Origin of the sequence: Humidesulfovibrio sp. (assembly GCF_031082295.1) — a bacterium.
Lineage (GTDB): Bacteria > Desulfobacterota > Desulfovibrionia > Desulfovibrionales > Desulfovibrionaceae > Humidesulfovibrio.
The window spans coordinates 1-17,629 of sequence record NZ_JAVHLD010000013.1 but is presented as its reverse complement, the minus strand read 5'-3'; the positions used below and the strand labels follow the sequence as shown (position 1 = coordinate 17,629).

Below are 17,629 nucleotides of genomic sequence, written 5' to 3'. Positions count from 1 at the left end.
GTGTAGTCATTATTTGGCGACGAGCTGAGCCTTTTTCTGTTCCCAGAATTCGTCGAATTCTTTCTTCAAGCCGTCGATGAGTTCCTTGACGCTGACGATCTTGTCAACGCGCCAGACGTTTTCTCCGCAGAAGGCGAAGCCATGCTTGAGGAGACCACGCTTGGCGCTCACCAGAGCCTGGGAGATGCAATAGGGGGCGTTGGCCACGTCACAGGTCTTGACGCAGTGGAAGGGGCATTTGAAAGGCTTCTTGCGGCCCTCGCGCACAGCCTGGATGAACTCGTTCAGAATGGCGCGGCCAGGCATGCCCACAGGGCTTTTTATCACGGTGACGTCTTCCTTGTGCGCCGCGATGAAGGCTTCCTTGAAGGCGATGTTGGCATCGCATTCGTGGGTTGCCACGAAGCGGGTGCCCATCTGTACCCCGGAAGCACCAAGTTCGAGGTACTTGGCGATATCCGCACCGGTGTAGATGCCGCCGGCGGCAATGACTGGAATTCGGCGTCCACTCTCGGCTTCGAAGGGTTTCACAGCTTCAACGACTTCAGGAAGGATCTTTTCCAGGGCGAAGTTGGGGTCGTCCAACTCCTCAGGCTTGAAGCCAAGGTGGCCTCCGGCCTTGGGTCCTTCAACCACGAAGCCGTCAGGCAGGTAGTCGTACTTGGCCAGCCACTTCTTGCAAAGCACCGCTGCGGCGCGACCGGAAGACACGATGGGCACGAGTTTGGTGCGCACCTTGGCGCGCAGCTCGTCGGTCAGGTCTTCCTTGAGGTACTTGGGCAGGTCAAGGGGCAATCCAGCGCCGGAGAAGATGACGTCGGCGCCCTCGCGGATGGAGGTTTTAACGAGGTCCGCGAAGTTGGTCAGGGCAACCATGATGTTCACGCCGAGAAGGCCTTGAGTCATGATCTCCTTGGCCTTGCGGATCTCCTCACGCAGGGCGCGGATGTTGGCCTCGGTCGGGTTCTTGCCAACATCAGGCTCGCCCATGCCGATCATTGCCGCTGCGATGACGCCGACGCCGCCCTGGTTGGCCACGGCCGAAGCCAGGCCGGAAAGGGAAATGCCGACGCCCATGCCGCCCTGGACGATGGGTATCTGGGCGGTGCTGTCGCCAAAATGGAGTTCAGGTAGCTTCATCATGCGTGTGATCCTCACTTCTGTTGGAGGCCTTGTTCCGTGTTTTTCAGGTCTTGTCAAGGAGTCGCGAAGTGCTCAGGCTCTAGAGCTTTTGGAGCCTTGGGGTGATATATTTGTCCATGAGCATGCCGGAGAAGAAGAGCGAACTGGTAAAAGCCGGGGAAATCGAGTTGAGTACGTGTACGCTGGACTCGGTCCCCTCGATGACAAAATCCATCACCAGTTCGTTCTTCTTCACGTCGACAAGCTGCGGGCGAATGCCAGCCTTCGGCGAGTTCTCGATATCCTCTGGAGCGAGTTCCTTCACCAGTTTGCGGGCGTCGTTGAAGAAATACTTGAAGGAATACTTGCGTGGTTCTTCTAAAGCCACTTCCCGGAATTTCTTGTTGCGCAGGAAGAGCAAGGCGTCTCGCAGCAGGATGGACGGAGCCTCGGCGTCGATGCCGGACAGGATGCCGTAGTTCTCGCGGCCAAGCGCCGGGATGGCGGTGGGGCCGAGGTACACATCGCCGTGGACGCCGCGGGTGAAATGCACGCCCAAAAAAGGATTCTTGATGTTCGGCACCGGGTAGATGCTGCCCCGGATTGTATGGGCCTTCTCTGGCTTCAGCTTCTTGTAGATGCCCTTGAAGGGGATGAGCTGGTAGTCTTTTCCCAGGCCGAAGGAGTGGGCGACAACATCCCCATAGGCTCCTGCGGCGTTCAGGAAAAATGCGCAAGAGACCTCACCGTTGGTCGTCCGCACGCGCAGGCGCTTGCCCTCGGGCGCGCCAAGGCCGACAAAACGCGTGTCAAAACGCATGCGCACCTTGCCGGAATCGAGCAGCTCTTTCTGAATGCTCTTCAGGATGGCCTTGGGGTCCACCACGGCGGTATAGTGCGAGAACAGCGCCTGGCCCGCGCTTTTGGCGTTGGGTTCAATCTCGGCGAGCTGCGCGTCGTCGATGAGCTCCACTTTTGCTCCATTCTGCGTGGCGCGGCTAAACAACTCGCGCAGGGTGGGCAGTTCGGACTCGTCGCGGGCCACGATGACCTTGCCGGTCTTGAGAAGCGGCAGTCCTCGTTCCTCGCAATACTGCTTCATGCGGAAGTTGCCCTCAAGGCACGACTGCGCACGCAATGAGCCTGGGGCATAGTAGATTCCTGCGTGCAGAACGCCGCTGTTGCGGCCCGAGGCGTGCCGTCCGGCCTCAGGCTCTTTGTCAATAATGAGAATGTCGTCGTAACCGGCGGCAACAAGGTCGCGGGCCACGGTGAGGCCGACGATGCCAGCACCGCAGATGAGAATGCTCGCAGGGATCATGAATCAGTTCCTTGGGTTCAAGAATCGCAGAGGAGTTCAAAGCCGGTGGCCTGGTCGCGTCTGCGCGTCATGTCCAGGCCCAGGAGTTCTATAATCACGAATTCGCCAATGGTCCAGACCTCGATGCCGGGCCTGATGCAGCCGACCAGCGCTTCCTGGCCTCGGCCAAAGGCTCCATGCATGTGCAGCCTGGGCTGGCCGTCGGCATCGGGAAACAGGGTGCCCACAGCCGCGACCTCCTGGGCTCCGGTCAGCGCCGTCAGCACGGGCACTGGCGGCATCACCCCGCCATCTACCGGGCCTGTGACGATCGTACCGCCGTCAACGCCGCCCACAAGCGCGCAGAACGCCCGGCTGACGCCACGCTCCCGGGCAAAGGCCTCGATGCACTCCGGCAGACGTTCGCCGTCCTCCAGGCGCAATACAAAGACGCGGCCAAGGCTTCCTTCGGCAACTTTCATGCGAAATACTCCATTGATTGAATGTGGTCAGCCGCAGCAGGGGCCTTGGTAATCGCACCAGTCGCAGTGCTTGCCGCTGCGGGCGGGGTACTCAGGGGTGGTCATCAGGTGCGCCAGCAGAAAGCCCACAAGGGCCGGGACGCGCTTGGAGATGACAAGAGCGCGTGCTTCCGCCTCTGTCTCAACAGGAAAGAAGGGGTGCTCGGCCCCGTCGCTCTTGAGCGCCACCCACGCGGCGTTGACAGGCCGCCACTCACCGCTCGCGCTGAGGAGGTGCAGGTACAGGGGCAGTTGCACGTCCAGCCCGGAATCAGAGAGTTCGGCGAACAAGGCCGCCGCAGCCTCGGTTCCTGGCGTGCAGGCTGCCAGCCTCTCGAACATCTCGTCGTCGAGCCATGCCCTGCTGCCGCCTTCCTTAACCGTGCCGGTTTTGTAGTCCAGTACCCTGTGGCCGTCTTCGGTCTCGTTCTCGCGAAGGTCGATGCGGTCGATCTTTCCGTGCAAGAGGATGTCGTAGCCTGCAGCTTGTATCTGCGCTTTGACCCCATGCTCAAGAGCCACCACCGTCGTTGGCGGCGTTGCGGCAAGAAAGCGGTGCAGACGCTCTCGGGCGGCGGCATTGAGCGCAACCCTGGCATCATACGCCAGGTTCAAGCCTTCGGCGTCCTTGGCCAGGGCTTCCTCCAACAGCGAGAAGAGCGCACTCTCGTCAAGGGATGCAGAGGTAATCATCTGTTCCAGATGCTTTTCGAAATAGTCGCGCAATACCCTGTGCACCAGCTCTCCAAAAAGGGCGCGGTCGCCGTCCTCGGCAACCTCCTGCAACGGGCGCAGGTTCAGCACGCGCCGGTAGAAACCCTGCTTGGGGCAGGTGAGCCAGTCCTCCAGGGCCGAGGGCGTAATGCCCTTTTCGCACAAGCGATCGGCAAGGCGTTGGCGGATGTCGGAAGTAACGCGTATTGCCGGGCGGCTGGTAAGAATGGCCGCCACAGGGAAGCTCACAGCTTTCAATGGCGCTTCGGTGATGGACTGCGGCAGCGGCTTGACCAGCTTGCCAGTGGTGCGCTCCAGCTCCCAGAGCATCTGCTCAACGTAGCGGCTGCGCACGCTCTTGCCTTCCAGTGCGCCGGGCCGGACTCCGGCCTGATACAGCACGCAGACTTCCTGGGCGCCCATGAGCAGTCTGAAGAAGTTGTGGGCGGCCACGTTGTCCCGCTCCCGGGCGCCAGGCAGGCCAAGGGCTGCGCGCAACGGGTCGGGCAACAGCGGGTCCGGGGCGTTGGCGCCGGGAAGGTTTTCCTCGGTGGCGTCCAGGATGAAAAGCCGCCGGAAGCGCAAGAGCCGTGTCTCCAGCATGCCCAGCACCTGCATCCCCGCCAGCGGTTCTGGCTCAAAGGACACGCGCTCGGATTCGAGCAGGTGTCGCAGAATGAGGAACAGCAGAGGCTGATCGTAGGTCTCATCGGCCAGGATGCTGCCTGAAAGCTCTGGCACCACGGACTGCCACAGCCGCAGCAGGCACTCGGCGTCGATGAGCAGGTGCTGCCAGGAGTCGCCGCCACGTCGTCGCAGGAGATCGCAGAGTCCAGCCACCGCGAGGCCGGTTTGACGCAACGTCGTCAGGTTCGCAAAGCTCGTGAAACAGGCGTGCAGGACTTCTTGGTGCAACGCTCGCAGTTCCTCTTCAGGGACGTTCGTTTCGTCCGGGTCGTAGGCTGGTGCCCACTCAAAGGGGGACTGCAGGGAACTGGACGAGCGTATATGGCGTTCCCAGGACTGATAGGCGCTTTTGAGGGGCGTCTCTTCGCCAGCGCGCAGCATGCGCAACAGTGGCTGGCGAGACAGTGCGATAAGGTCGCGCCAGGAGTAGCGGCCAGAGCCATCACCGTTTTCGTGCAGCACGAGAATGGTTTCGAGCAACTGGGCCAGAGAGGAACGCGCCAAGGGATAGCCCATGCTGATGTTGACCTCTCCGGCCGGAAGGTGGTGCATCACCGGAATGAGCGCGCCGGGGTCGGGCAGCACTATGGCCGTGGACTGCGTGTCGGGCAGGGCTGCAAGCTCGCGTTCAAGCGCGTGGAGCTGCGAATGCAGGTCGAACCCTTCGTAAAATCGCCGCACCTGTGGCGCTGGCGAAGCCGGAACGTCCACCTCCAGCACGGCCTTGGCGTGCCAGGTGCGCAGTACCCGGGCGTGCTCCCTCGCCGGCCAGGCGACTTCTGCGCCAAGGGCCAACGCCTGGTCCGAGTGCCAGAGCATCAGCGCCCCGGAACGTTCCCAAAGCCTGCGCAACACTGCTTCCTCGGTGGGGGCAAGGGCGGAGAACCCCGCGAAGATGAGGCGTTCACCGGAAAGAAGCGTTACGATATCATCCAGGCGCTCGGACAGCCACAGGACGTCGAGGCCAGACGTCGTCCAGCCGCGACGCTGCATTTCGGCCTTGTATGCGCTGTCGATGCCGCCGAGCTGGCTGAGGAGCGCCTCGGCCCAGGGAAGCACCAAGCCTTCAAGGTGGCCCAGGTCCTGGGGAGTGGTTCCATGTCGGGCCAATTCCTCCAGCAGCGACGCCAACCGCGCGCCCCAGGGGAAGAATGCGCGGGCGCTGTCGTCGAGCTTGGCGAAAGGGCCGCCGCTCCAGCCACCGCTCAGGCCGAGGTCTTTCACCACGCCGTGCAAAAGGCCGATGCGGTCGAGCTTGCCGGCCCGTCTGGGCGGGGTTTCGCTTAAGTCCTGCCGCAGGCCGCGCAGGAATTCGTCCAGGGCCTGCATGCGCGGCAAAATGACTGGCCGCGGCAGCTCGGACCGTGCGGCCAAGGCGGCGCGCAGGTGCCGGGCCGGGCGGTTGTGCGGAAACACGATGCGCGTGCGTGAAAGGTCGTGGCTTGCGGCCTCGGACACGATGCGGTCGGCAAGGGCCTCGATGAAGTCCGTTGTCCAGGGGACGATGCGCACCGGATTCATGGCCTGGCCTCGGGCTTAGGTTCCACAGGCTCGATCACTCGGCGGTCCAGGTACACAAGGTGCCCACGCGGGGGCTTACCCAGGGCCTGGGGCAGCTGACGCGCCAGGGAAAGATACGCCAGCAGCTGCTTGGCGTGCTCCGGCTTGGCCTGGCCGGTCTTGAACTCCAGCACCACTGGCCCCTCCGGGGTGAAGTGCAACAGGTCGGGCCGCTGGAAGCTGCCGTCCTCTGTAAGTATGGTCAGCTCGCCTGAATTCTGGCCCAGGTGCGGCCTGGCCTCTGGCCGTTTGAGCAGCCAGCGCAGCATGTCTTCAATCTCGAGCACCAGGGCCTGCCGCTCTGCTTCGGCGAGTGTGCGAAGCTCGGGAAACTCCTCAAGAGCGAGGGCGGCGGCGCGTCTGGCGCTGGCCGCATCGTCCTTGTCGATCCGCAAAAGCTCCACAGCCTTGTGGGCCACCTTGCCTCGAGCCCTGCCGTCAAAGGCGGCGTCTTCCACCGCGTGGCGGAACACGCGCAGGCGTGGCAGCCAGGCCTGGAACTCAGGCGTTTCGACCAGGGGCGGAACGCTTTCGGGCTGCTGACGGTCGATAGGTTCAGCGCTGCAAGCCTCCTGGCTGCCCGCTGGGGGCTGGCCAAAGGTCGCCCCGGCCTCCTCGGCCGGGATGCCCAGCAGCAGCTTGAGGAGGGCCGGAACCGGTCCAGCGTTTCCTCGACCGCCCGGTTCGGGGACGAAGAGATAAAGCTCCTCCTCGGCACGGGTCCAGGCCACGTAGAGCAGATTGATCTGTTCCAGCAGCAATGCGGCGTTCCGCTGGTGGTAGGGCCGTCCGAGGGCTTTGGTCAGCCGTGTCAGCACGCGGTGGCCGTGCAGCCCCACCGGCCGATAGTCGGCCATGCGCCCGGAGGACCAGTTGTGCAGCGGGATGATGGTCACCGGGAACTGCAGTCCCTTGGCCTTGTGGATGGTCAGGATGCGTATGGCGTCGGCGGCCTCCGGCAGGGGAACCTTCTCCTCGCCGCCTGCTTCGGCCCAGAATTCAAGGAAACGTGCGAGCGACCCCATGCCGTTGCTCTCGGCCTGATGGATCACCTCCAGGAAGCGCCGCACGTACAGCTCGGCCTCCGGGTGGCGAGCCAGCACCTGGAAGGTGTCGAGCGCCGCCTGGGCCAGATCGTAGGGGCGCATGAACCCGGCGCGCATGACGAACGGTGCGATAAGCCTCGCGTGGATATCCGGGAAGTCCTTGCGGAACCGGGAGAGCAGGCCGGGCTTTGTGTCCGCGCAGACCCAGTCGTGGATGGAGGAAGGCTCAAGCCCGCTCTCGGGCTGGAACAGCTCGCGTCCAGTTATGAGTTCGAAGAAGGCGGTATCGTCACTGGGACAGTCGAGCACGCGCATGAGCGCCGTGAGCTGGCGCACAATAGGATGGCGCGAGAGCAGCAGGCTGTTTTCGGTGATGATGGGCAGCCCTTCCCGCACCAGCCGTTCGCAGACCAGGTCCGCATGCTTGCCCGTGCGCACCAGCACGGCGATGTCGCCCAGCTTGCGGCGGGGCAGGATCTGGTCGCGGAGGGTCTGCACGAGCGCGTCCATGCTCTGGGCCTCAATGTCCGCTGCCTTGCCGGGCGGCAGGAGGCGCACTTGCACAACCCCTGGCTCAAGCGTTGGCGTTTCGGATTTTTGTGGCGGCATTGCCTGGCTGGCACCCGCAAAGGCCGCGCTAAGGTCCGTGTGGAAGGCTTCGACGATGTCCAGGGGAGCTCCGGGAAGCAGGGCGGTGGCGATGTCGCGCACGGTGTCCGGCTGCTCCAGGGCGCTGAAGATGCGGTTGTTGAAGTCGACGATTGTTGGCAGGCTGCGCCAGTTGTAGGGCAGGCTGTCGCGAGCGACACCGCCTGACATGGCGTCCAGTTCCGCGTCAGACGCCACTTCGTCGAACAGCTTGGCCTCGCCGCCACGCCAGCCGTAGATGGCCTGCTTCACATCGCCCACGCAGAAGAGGCTGCCGCCCTTGGCCAGGCACTCCGAAGCCAGGGGCAGGGTGGCGCTCCACTGGGCGCGGCTGGTGTCCTGGAATTCGTCCACCAACAGGTGGTGCAGGCGATCGCCCAGGCGGCAGAAGGCGTCGGGAACGCCGTTGCCTTCGTCCAGCAGCTCGCAAACCTTGCCCGCCAGTTCGCCGCCAAACAGGAAGCCCTGCTCGCGCTGAAGGGTCGCAAGCTCGCGCAGAAGGCGCTCGCCGATGGCCGCGCACGGCGCCAGGGCATAGGCCGGAGCCAGAACCGCGTGGTCGTGGACATATTCGGCGCAGGCAGCACAACAGGCCACGTAACTGGCTTGGGCGTCCTCCGAGCGCCTGCCGCGGCTCTTTGCCAGCAGGCATTCGTCCAGGTCGTCCTTGGCAAGATAGGCCGAGTCGGGCAGGCCGTCGAAGAGGCTGGCCTGGGCGCAGCGGGCCAGCAGCTTGACGACGTTCCCATGCAGCGCGAGGCCTTCTGTCTCGATGATATCCGAGAGAGCCTTTGTGGCCTGCTGCATGGAGGCATACGACAGGGCCAGCAGGTCGGCCAGGCGTCTCTGGTCCGTGGTGAATGGACCGGGAAGCGACTTGAGCAGGCTGGCCATCTCGAGCAGGCGGTTGCGTAGTGCGTCCTGCAGCCAGAAGCCGTCCTTGTTCTCATGCTCGATGAGCGTGCGCACGGCCTGTTCGTAGAGGATTTCCTCCTCGCCGCCTTCTTCGCAACGCGAAAGGAAGCCCTCGAGCAGGGACTGCATGGCCGGGCCTTCGTCGAAGACGGTCTCAAAGTCGGGGCGCATGCCCAGGTCCAGGGCGAAGAGTCGCACCAGCAGGTTCAACAAGCTGTCGATGGTTCGGATGCCAAGGTGCTGCGTGTGGCGCAGGATGTCCGTGAGCAGGGCCTCGGCCCGGGCGGGCGACATGTGTTCGTCAGCCGCGTCCGGCAGGTTCAGGGCGCGGCGCTTGAGGGCCTGGAGCACGCGCTCCTTCATCTCGGCGGCGGCCTTGTTGGTGAAGGTCACCGCTAGTATCTCCGGCCAGGAATAGCCTACCGGCCGTGACGCAGCCCCGGCGCAGGCATAGCGGCCAGTGTCTGCGTCGGCTCCGGTCAGCAGCTCTAGAAAACGCCGGGTCAGGGCAAAGGTCTTGCCCGAGCCTGCCGAGGCCTTCACCTGTCGGAAAGGCGAACCCGCATGCGCGTTCATGCGCTGGCCTCTATGGCCGGTTCAGGTTCCGTGTCGACGCTTTTGGCGGGGCTGCCCAGAATGGTGCAGAGCACCGCCCCCAGGATGAGCGCGCTGCCGACATACCCGGCCAGGTCGAAACGCTCGTCCCACCAGACATAGGCCAGGGCGGCGGCCAGAACTGGCTCCAGGGACGCCACGATGGCCGTGCGCGTCGCCTCCAGGCGGCGCAAGCCGGCATAATAGACGCTGTAAGCGCCGTAGGTGGTCGTCAGGGCCAGGGCGGCGAGCGTGGCCCACGCCTGCCAGGACTTCTGGCTGAACGGGACAAAGGGCAGCAGGCACAGGCAGCCCACCGGCAGGGCGTAGAGGAACAGGGTGGGCGTCTGGTAGCGGCCCAGGTATCGTTTCCCGAAGATGTAGTACGTGGCGTAGCTGAGGCCGGAGAGCAGTCCCAGCAACACGCCGGGCATGTTCACGGCGCCGAGCCCCTGGCCACTCAACAGCGAAGGGCCAAGGCTGACGCAGGCCACGCCCGCGATGGTCATGCACAGCGCAATGATCTTGTTGCCGGTCATGGCTTCGCCGAGCATAAGCCAGGCCAGCACGGCCACCCAGGCCGGGGCCGTGTACAGAAGCACCGACGCCAGGGCAGCGCCGACATAGTGGATCGACATGATATAGGCACCGAAGAGCGTCGCCACGCCGAACACGCCAAACGCCGCCACGGCGGGGGCATCGGCGCGTTGGAGCTTCCAGCAGCGCGCGGAGAAGGCATGCGCGGCGAACAGCGACCAGCCGATGGCGGAACGCCAGAAGGCCGCCTCCAGCGGTTCCACGCCGTAGGCTATGGCCTGCTTGGACAACGGCCCGATGAGCGCCCAAAGCGCTGCCGCACAGAGCACGTAGAGATAGCCGCGAACTTGCATGTCGTTCCTAGAGCTGGACCCAGGTGCCGACTTTGCGTTCCAGCGCCTTTTGGTAGATCAAGTGGCCGGTCATGACGTCGTCCAGCGCGATGCCCATGAGCACCGCAGAGCGACGCCCGCTGCGGACCCCAGCCTTCTTTCCGGCGCAGATCTCGCCAAGGTCCGAGTGCAGGCCAGTCTTGTCCGGGTAGCCGTTCTGGAAATACACGCCGTGCCCCTTTGTCCAGAGGTACTGTCCCTCGTTGTCGGTTGTGAAGCAGGCGGCGCCGCTCATGGTTTCGGCATCAAAGGCCGAGTCGTAGTCCACAGATATGGCCAGGGAGTCGCGCTTCAGCCACTCGGCTTTGACGAAGCGTTCCGGCTTCTCCACAATGGGTGAGCAGGTGATGATCACGTCCGCATTGTCCACGCAAATCTTGGGATCAGCGCAATCCACGAACGTTGCCCCCGGCAGCAGGGGCTGCATGTCGGCCTTGTAGCGCGCGCTCTGGCCCGCGATGGGGTCATACATGCGCACCTCGGAAATGTTCGGGAATACTTCGATCATGGCCCGCAGGTTCATGCGGCCCTGCACGCCCAGGCCGAGGATGGCAATGCTCCTGGTGTCCGGGCTGCCGAAGTACCGCGCGTAGACGCCAGAGGCCGCCCCCGTCCGCCATGCCGTTATCCAGGCCGCGTCCATCACCGCGCGCACAAGGCCGGTCTCTGGGTCAAGCAGGCACCAGATGCCGGTGATGTACGGCAGCCCCTTTTTGGGGTTCGGCGGATAGCCGGATACGACCTTCACCCCGGCCATGTCCAAATTTCCGCTGACATAGCAGGGCATGGAATGGTTGAAGCAGTCCTTGCGCGTGTGGATGCCGATCTTGGCGGGCATTTCGACCTCGCCGCGTCCCTGGGCTGCGAAGCCTTGCTCCACCTCGTCCATGATTTCAAGCATCGTGATCCCAAGTGTGTCGATATTGGCCTGGGAAAGCCAGAGAACGTCGAAAGGCATGGAGGACAGCTCCCGAGGTTGAGGTTTGCATGACCCCAACTCACTAGATTGTTTTATTCCTCGCGTCAAAAGCGGATGCTTACATGTCGACCGGGAACACGTTGATGGCTGTTGCTGCCCGAGCCCGCAAAGGGTAGGGTGTCGGCATGGAACACAACGAAAATCAGCTGCAAGCGCAAAGCGTCCAGGTGAATGAGGCCATGAACGGCCAGCGGCTGGACAAGGTGTTGGAGCAGCTCATGCCCGGCTCAGGGCTGCGCCTGCGGCGTCGGCTCATCGAGTCGGGCCGGGTGCTGGTGCAGGGACGGCCTGCCACGCCAAGCCTCAAGGTTTTGCTCGGCCAGCGCGTCGACCTCTTGGCTGAAGAACGCTCCAGCGCACCGACGCCCAAGATCGCCATCGTGAAGCGCACCATGAGCTTCGCTGCGCTTCTCAAGCCTGCCGGGATGCACAGTTCGGCCATCGCCGGACGCTCCGAACCCTGCGTCGAGGCGCACCTGCCGGAACTTTTCCCCGACTCCCAGCCTGTTCTGCTGAACCGCCTGGACAACCTCACCTCGGGACTGCTGCTGGTGGCGCTCAAGCCACAGGCGCAGAAGGACTACGCGCTCATGGACACCATGAAGGTGACAAAGGAATACGTCGCCATTGTGGTCGGCAAATTGGACGAGGCGCTTGAGCTCAGGCGCGCGCTTGACTCCGATGACCGCCGCCGCACGCGTGTGCTGGCCAAGCTCGACCCGGAGCGGCGCAACTGGACTTTTGTCTGGCCGGTGGAGGAGTTGCCGGGAGGGCTGACCAAGGTCCGCGTGCAGATCTACGCCGGAGCCCGGCACCAGATACGAGCGCACCTGGCCGCAGCCATGCTGCCTATCCTCGGGGATCCGCTGTACGGTGAAGGCGACATCGTCGCCCCGCGCATGTTTCTGCATCACAGGCGCATCGCCTTTCCGCGCTTCGAGGCCGAGGCGCCGGAGAACTGGACCGTTCCGGTCCTGTCGTAAACCGAATGCCTGCTTGAAACCGGCTGGGAGGAACCATGATACGTCGTCGCTCTATTGCCGTGATTGTAGCCGCGCTTCTCGTTTGCGTGTTTGCCACCGTGGGCTTGGCCGAAGTGTCCACGGGGCAGACGCAGTACGTGCCGTGCTCCTCGCACATCTTCCATGGCCCCAAGACGCGGCCCCTGGACCTGACGGTAACGCTCGTCGTGCGCAACATCGACACCAAGCGTCCACTCACGTTGTCTTTCGTGGACTACTATGGCTCTGACGGGAAGCTCCTGCGCCGTTACCTTGCGGCCCCGGTGGTCATACCGCCCCTGTCAGCGCGGGAGTTTCTCGTGGATGAAAAGGACAAGGAGGGAGGCGTTGGCGCATCATTCCTGGTGCGCTGGAGGTCCGACGTCCAGGTCAACGTGCCCATTGTGGAGGCCGTCATGATCGGTTCGGGCAACGGCCTGGGCATCTCCTACATCAATCGCGGCGTGGCGATTCAGGAATAGGCGCGTCGTTTGGCGTTCTAGTCGCCGTCGCCCAGCAACGCCTTGGCGAAGTCCTCCCCCACGAAGGGGCGCAGGTCTTCCATCTTCTCGCCCAGACCGATGAAGCTGATTGGAAGCTTGTGGGTTATGGCCACGGAAACCATCACGCCGCCCTTGGCCGTGCCGTCGAGCTTCGTCAGCACGATCTCGTCCACGCCGACTGCCTCGTGGAACAGCTTGGTCTGCGAAAGTGCGTTCTGGCCCGTTGTCGCGTCGATGACCAGCACCACGCGGTGGGGCGCGCCTGGGTGTTTCTTTTCCAGCACGCGCTTGATCTTGCGCAGCTCTTCCATGAGATTCACCTTGGTGTGCAGGCGGCCGGCGGTGTCCAGCAGCACCAGGTCGAAGCCCTCGCGCTGGGCCTTGTCCACCGCCTCGAAGGCAACGGCGGCAGGATCGGCGCCTTCGGCCTTGGAGAAGATGCCAGCGCCCACACGGCCCGCCCAGATTTCCAACTGCCCGATGGCGGCGGCGCGGAAGGTGTCGCCCGCGGCGATGAGCACTTTGCGGCCCTGCAGGCGTGCGCGATAGGCTAGCTTGGCGATGGTGGTGGTCTTGCCCACTCCGTTCACGCCAACCATCATGACTACTTCAGGCGCACTGGCAACCTTCGGTTTCTTCAACAGAGGGAAGATCTCCTCGAGTTCGGCGGAAAGCACTTCGCGGAAGCGCGAGGCCTCGGTGACGCCCATGGTGCGCGCGCGTGTCTTGAGATTGCCGAGGAGCTTTTGAGTTGCCTCGGACCCCATGTCTGCGGTGATGAAGATCTCTTCCAGCTCGTCCCAGAAGCCGTCATCGAGCCCGCCAGAGCGGCCGAACAACGCGCCCAGGCCGGATGCGAAGCGGGCCTTGGTCTTGGCCAGGCCTTTGGTGAGCTTTTTGAACAGGCTGGTGCGCTCTTCCTGCTCCTGTTCCAGGTCCAGGGCCAAGACAAGTCTGTACCGCAGCTCGGAGCGTATATCCTCGGGCTTTTGCAGGTTCATGGCCGTTGCCCAAGCGTTGAATTCCGCAATGAAGGCTTCGGCCTCGGCCTTGGGAGCTCCCAGGGTGGCAAAGAGAAAGCGCAGGCGCGCCCAGAGGTCGGGGCCGGTGGCGCTGATGTCGGAAAGCAGAATGCCAAGCCATTCCGAAATCTTTGCGCGTCCGGAGGTCAGGGAGGCGGATAGGGCGTCGCGCCAAGCCTGGGTGAGTTCGGCCGTCTGCGGCTTGGCCTCGGGCTGCGTGATGAGGTCCGGTTCAGCAGCGGGCTCAGAGGCGGGAGAGGGTTCAACTTCGACAGCCTGTCCGGCTTGAGAACCGGTCTCAAGTGCAGCCTGTGGAGTGGCCTCAACAGGAGTTTCCGTGGCAACGTTTCCGCCCCAGAGCTTCTTGACCTTGCTGAAAAATCCCATGCGCTCTCCTTGATGCTGTGTGGCGGCGTTCTAACCCAGGACCGGACCGGGCGCAACTCTGTTGAAATCCTGGCGGATCGGCACTAGAAGAGGGCGACGTGACGAATCACTCAAGAACATGGTTGAAGGAGCGCTCATGCAGCGGATACGGGTCAAGGACATTCTTTCGAGCGATGACGGCCGCGTGGCCGGACCGGATGGCGCGCTGCTGCTCAAGGGTTGGGTGCGTACCCGGCGCGACGCCAAGGGCTTTTCCTTTCTGGAGGTCAACGACGGCTCCTGCCTGGGCAACGTGCAGGTGTTGGTGGACCACAGCCCGCAGCTGCTGCCGCATCTGGAACGGTTGAACACTGGCGCTGCTTGCGCTGTGGAGGGCCAGCTTGTCGCCTCGCCCGCCGCAGGGCAGAAGTGGGAGGTGCGCGCCAGCGCGCTCACGGTTTACGGCGAGGCCGACGCCGAGACCTATCCGCTCCAGAAGAAGCGCCATTCCGACGAGTTCCTGCGCACCATCGCCCACTTGCGCCCGCGCACCAACAAGTATGGGGCGATGCTGCGCGTTCGATCGGAAATGGCCCTGGCCGTGCATTCCTTCTTCCAGTCGCGCGGGTTCGCGCACATCCACGCGCCGATCCTCACCGGTTCAGACTGCGAGGGCGCGGGAGAGATGTTCCGCGTGAGCAATCTGGAGCCAGAGAAGGCCGCACAGCTGTCCCCTGCAGACCGCGAGGCTGCCGAGTTTTTCGGCCGCCCGGCAAACCTTACTGTGTCTGGACAGCTTGAGGCGGAGATGCTGGCCCTGGCCCTGGGCGATGTGTACACCTTCGGGCCGACCTTCCGTGCCGAGAACTCCAACACGCCAAAGCATGCCGCCGAATTCTGGATGGTGGAGCCTGAGATGGCCTTCGCCGATCTGGCCGAGGACATGGACCTGGCCGAAGCCCTTGTCTGCTCGCTGGTTCGACACGCGCTCACCCATTGCGCGGAGGATCTGGCCCTGTTCGGCAACTTCGTGGACAAGACGCTCCTGTCCACCCTGAACGGCATTCTGGACCAGCCATTTTTACGCCTGCCCCATGCCGAGGCCATCCGCGTGCTCCAGGCCTCGGGCAGAAGCTTCGAGTTCCCGGTGCATGCTGGCTCGGATCTGCAGACTGAGCATGAGCGCTTCCTGTGCGAGGAGCACTTCAAGCGTCCGGTCATAGTTTATGACTACCCAAAGGAAATAAAGGCGTTCTACATGCGCCTCAATGATGACCAGGCCACGGTGGCGGCAATGGACCTGCTGGTGCCGCGCATCGGCGAGTTGGTGGGGGGCAGCCAGCGAGAAGAGCGCCTGGACGTGCTTCAGGCGCGCATGGCCGAGGTGGGCCTGCCGAGTGAGCCGTATTGGTGGTACCTGGATTCTCGACGCTACGGCAGCGCTCCCCATGCGGGCTTCGGCCTGGGGTTCGAACGCCTGCTCATGCTGGTCACGGGCATCGCCAATATCCGCGATGTGATTCCCTTCCCGCGAACGCCTCGCAACCTGGAGTTTTAACGGAAAGGGCGCCTCCCACATGCGGGAGGCGCCCTTTTTCATTACTTCAGCGGAATGTGGATGTCTGTGATGAGCTGTTCCGGCGGGGTGTTGGCCGGGTCGTTGCGGTACACCTCGAACCAGGGAGTATCGCGGTATTCATGGTTGCTGGCGGGCAGCCACTGGCCCATGATCTGAGCATAGGCGTCCTCAAGCTTTTCGTAAGGTCCCTGGTGGGTGATGACGGCGTACTTGCCTCCAGGGAGCGTGTCCGCCTCAATCGGCGCCTCTGGGGCGACTTCGGGCGGCGCGGTGATGGCCGCGTCGTAGCGGATGTCCTCAGGCCTGGTCACCTGCGGGTCGTCGTGGCTGATGCCGATGGACATGGTCTGAGGACCGAACAGACCTTTGGGGCCGGCCCAGGCGCAGAGCATGCCCCAGGCGCGGGTGGCCGACTCCATGTACGGTCCTGTCTGGCGCACTTTGAGGATTCGCAGGTCGGGCAGGTTTTCGATGCGGACATTCATGTGAGCTGCTCCTGTTTCGTCAAAGAGGATTTCCACGATCTCGCCTCCGCAGTAGTGAACCGCTGAGGGCGCCGCTGGAAACCGGCGCGACCAGTGCTGCTGTTCACGGCACTGGCTTGGCGAGAGGCCGAAGGTCTTGCGGAAGGAACGGCTGAAAGCCTCAAGGGACTCGTAGCCCGCGTCGAATGCGATGTCCGTCACTGGCACGTCCGTGCGCACCAACTCAATGTACGCTCGCTCAAGGCGGATGCGACGGACGTGGTCCATGATGGTCTCGCCAAGCATGCCTTTGAACACGCGGTGGAAGTGCGACGTGCTGAAATGTGCGATGCTGGCCAGACGTTCGATGTTCAGGGGCGCGTCCAGGTGCCGCTGCATGTGGTTCAGCACACGGAGCATGCGGGCAGCGTAATCGTTGTGGGTGTCGAGCTTCATCCTTTCCTCCAGGCAAGACTTCTAGCCTGTGCGGGTGCGACCCGCTTGACGGAAACTCTCATTTCCGCGTCAGCTCCATGGCTTGGGCGCGTTGTGCCGCCGGGAGCAGTTCGATTGCATACCTCAGGGCCACCCGCGGCTTGCGCTCGCGCCGGGCGAGGATGAACTCCAGCACCTCGTGCGGCCAGGGTTTCGAGGCCTCTTTGAGCAGCCAGCCGTATCCCTTGAGCACCAAGTCGTCGTTGTCTTTCAGGAGCTCATCCGCAACGCGGAACACGTGGTGCAGATAGAGTCCACGTCGGGCAGGCACCACGCAGCAGACGGCCCCTGCCCGCCTGAGCCACCGGTTTGGGCTGCTCAGCCAGGACATGGTGCGCTCAGCCAGCTCAGGGTTGCGCATCAGCAGACCGCCCACACAATGGCTGGCAAGGTCGTCACAGTGCGCCCAGTTGTCTACCCTTGTTTCGAGCCAGCGCTCAAACGCGTCAAAGCTTGCGCTTCCAAGGGTATGCAGGGCGCGAGCGCACCATTTGCAGGCCACAGTGGCTTCCTCGAACACGCCGGAATCCCAGAGCAAGTCGCACAAGGCCATGAGCTCGTCTGAAGCAAGGCCCTTTGAGTCGCGCCAATGCTTGGCGATGATCCTGTTCAGCTCGCCAGAGCGTACCCCCATGGGTCGGATCGTCTCTTTGAAGAACGAACGGCAGCCGTCGCGGTGCTTTGCGTCAACGTTTGCGCGTAGGTCTGCGCGTAGCGCTTCCAGCAAACTGGCTGGGTGAGTCATGGTTGGTCTCCTGTAAGAGCATACTATAGGTAAGCGGTAGCCCTTGCGCAATGACAGCTTAAAGAACGTCGCGCATAATACTCTGAATTTATATGCATTTTAATTAATGTTGCCGCAATCCTAAAAAACCAGTTGACCTTCCGCCCTGGTTTCCCTAGAACCACCCCTCGCCGCAACGAACGGCCCGAGAGGGTGTGTGGGGGCGGCTGATCTTTTCCAAGTAAATGAGTAAAAAGTGGTTGACTCTGGAAGCTGGTTCTTCTAGAAAGCCCCTTCGCCGCACGGGACCGGAAGGTCGCAGGGCAGCGAAAGATCTTTCCAGAAGAAAAGTGAAAAAGTAGTTGACTACGGGGCGCGGTTCACATAGAAACGCACCTCGCCGCAACGGGAAGGCCGAACGGGCTGGACGCGAAGCGGATGTTCTTTCAAAAGAAAAGCG

Annotated in this window: 13 protein-coding genes; 3 read left to right on the top strand and 10 right to left on the bottom strand. The window is 63.1% G+C overall.

Annotation, left to right across the window (positions count from 1 at the left end):
• Positions 1-9: 9 nt before the first annotated feature.
• From RDU24_RS08650 to RDU24_RS08620, 7 genes are all read right to left on the bottom strand, one after another.
• The gene (locus RDU24_RS08650) at positions 10-1,140 is read right to left on the bottom strand and encodes an NAD(P)H-dependent flavin oxidoreductase (protein WP_308735423.1); all 1,131 of its coding nucleotides are present in this window, start codon (positions 1,138-1,140) and stop codon (positions 10-12) included.
• Between the two features lie 82 nt (positions 1,141-1,222).
• Positions 1,223-2,443 (bottom strand): L-2-hydroxyglutarate oxidase, encoded by a 1,221-nt coding sequence (lhgO, locus tag RDU24_RS08645; RefSeq protein ID WP_308735344.1) that lies wholly within the window; start codon positions 2,441-2,443, stop codon positions 1,223-1,225.
• A 17-nt stretch (positions 2,444-2,460) separates the two neighbouring features.
• Complete coding sequence (locus tag RDU24_RS08640) at positions 2,461-2,904, bottom strand: PPC domain-containing DNA-binding protein (RefSeq protein ID WP_308735343.1); 444 nt, start codon at positions 2,902-2,904, stop codon at positions 2,461-2,463.
• 27 nt (positions 2,905-2,931) lie between these two features.
• Positions 2,932-5,865 carry a PD-(D/E)XK nuclease family protein gene (locus RDU24_RS08635; protein ID WP_308735341.1) on the bottom strand — a complete coding sequence of 978 codons (2,934 nt, stop codon included), beginning with the start codon at positions 5,863-5,865 and terminating at the stop codon, positions 2,932-2,934.
• Complete coding sequence (locus RDU24_RS08630; RefSeq protein WP_308735340.1) at positions 5,862-9,089, bottom strand: UvrD-helicase domain-containing protein; 3,228 nt, start codon at positions 9,087-9,089, stop codon at positions 5,862-5,864. The genes RDU24_RS08635 and RDU24_RS08630 overlap by 4 nt, the downstream gene beginning before the upstream one ends.
• Positions 9,086-9,997, bottom strand: a complete 912-nt coding sequence (locus RDU24_RS08625; protein WP_308735339.1) for a DMT family transporter — start codon at positions 9,995-9,997, stop codon at positions 9,086-9,088. Before RDU24_RS08625 ends, RDU24_RS08630 begins: the two co-directional genes overlap by 4 nt.
• Before the next feature lie 7 nt (positions 9,998-10,004).
• On the bottom strand, positions 10,005-10,994 hold the full coding sequence (locus tag RDU24_RS08620) for an ornithine cyclodeaminase family protein (RefSeq protein ID WP_308735338.1): 990 nt from the start codon (positions 10,992-10,994) through the stop codon (positions 10,005-10,007).
• A 146-nt stretch (positions 10,995-11,140) separates the two neighbouring features.
• Here RDU24_RS08620 and RDU24_RS08615 point away from each other — a divergent pair, with 146 nt between their 5' ends.
• Entirely contained in the window at positions 11,141-11,998 is an 858-nt protein-coding gene (locus RDU24_RS08615; RefSeq protein ID WP_308735337.1) for an RluA family pseudouridine synthase, read from the top strand.
• 35 nt (positions 11,999-12,033) lie between these two features.
• The gene (locus RDU24_RS08610; protein ID WP_308735336.1) at positions 12,034-12,498 is read left to right on the top strand and encodes a DUF3124 domain-containing protein; all 465 of its coding nucleotides are present in this window, start codon (positions 12,034-12,036) and stop codon (positions 12,496-12,498) included.
• Positions 12,499-12,515: 17 nt separating this feature from the next.
• Here RDU24_RS08610 and ftsY read toward each other — a convergent pair whose 3' ends face one another.
• A complete protein-coding gene (gene ftsY / locus RDU24_RS08605) occupies positions 12,516-13,928 on the bottom strand; it encodes a signal recognition particle-docking protein FtsY (protein WP_308735335.1) in 1,413 nt (470 codons plus the stop codon).
• Positions 13,929-14,064: 136 nt separating this feature from the next.
• Here ftsY and asnS point away from each other — a divergent pair, with 136 nt between their 5' ends.
• On the top strand, positions 14,065-15,465 hold the full coding sequence (gene asnS / locus RDU24_RS08600) for an asparagine--tRNA ligase (RefSeq protein WP_308735334.1): 1,401 nt from the start codon (positions 14,065-14,067) through the stop codon (positions 15,463-15,465).
• Positions 15,466-15,506: 41 nt separating this feature from the next.
• Here the strand turns inward: asnS and RDU24_RS08595 are convergent, their stop codons facing one another.
• Together RDU24_RS08595 and RDU24_RS08590 are read right to left on the bottom strand one after the other, a co-directional pair.
• Positions 15,507-16,406: an AraC family transcriptional regulator gene (locus tag RDU24_RS08595; protein ID WP_308735332.1), complete on the bottom strand. Its 900-nt coding sequence runs from the start codon at positions 16,404-16,406 to the stop codon at positions 15,507-15,509.
• A 58-nt stretch (positions 16,407-16,464) separates the two neighbouring features.
• Complete coding sequence (locus RDU24_RS08590) at positions 16,465-17,190, bottom strand: DNA alkylation repair protein (protein ID WP_308735331.1); 726 nt, start codon at positions 17,188-17,190, stop codon at positions 16,465-16,467.
• Positions 17,191-17,629 lie beyond the last annotated feature (439 nt).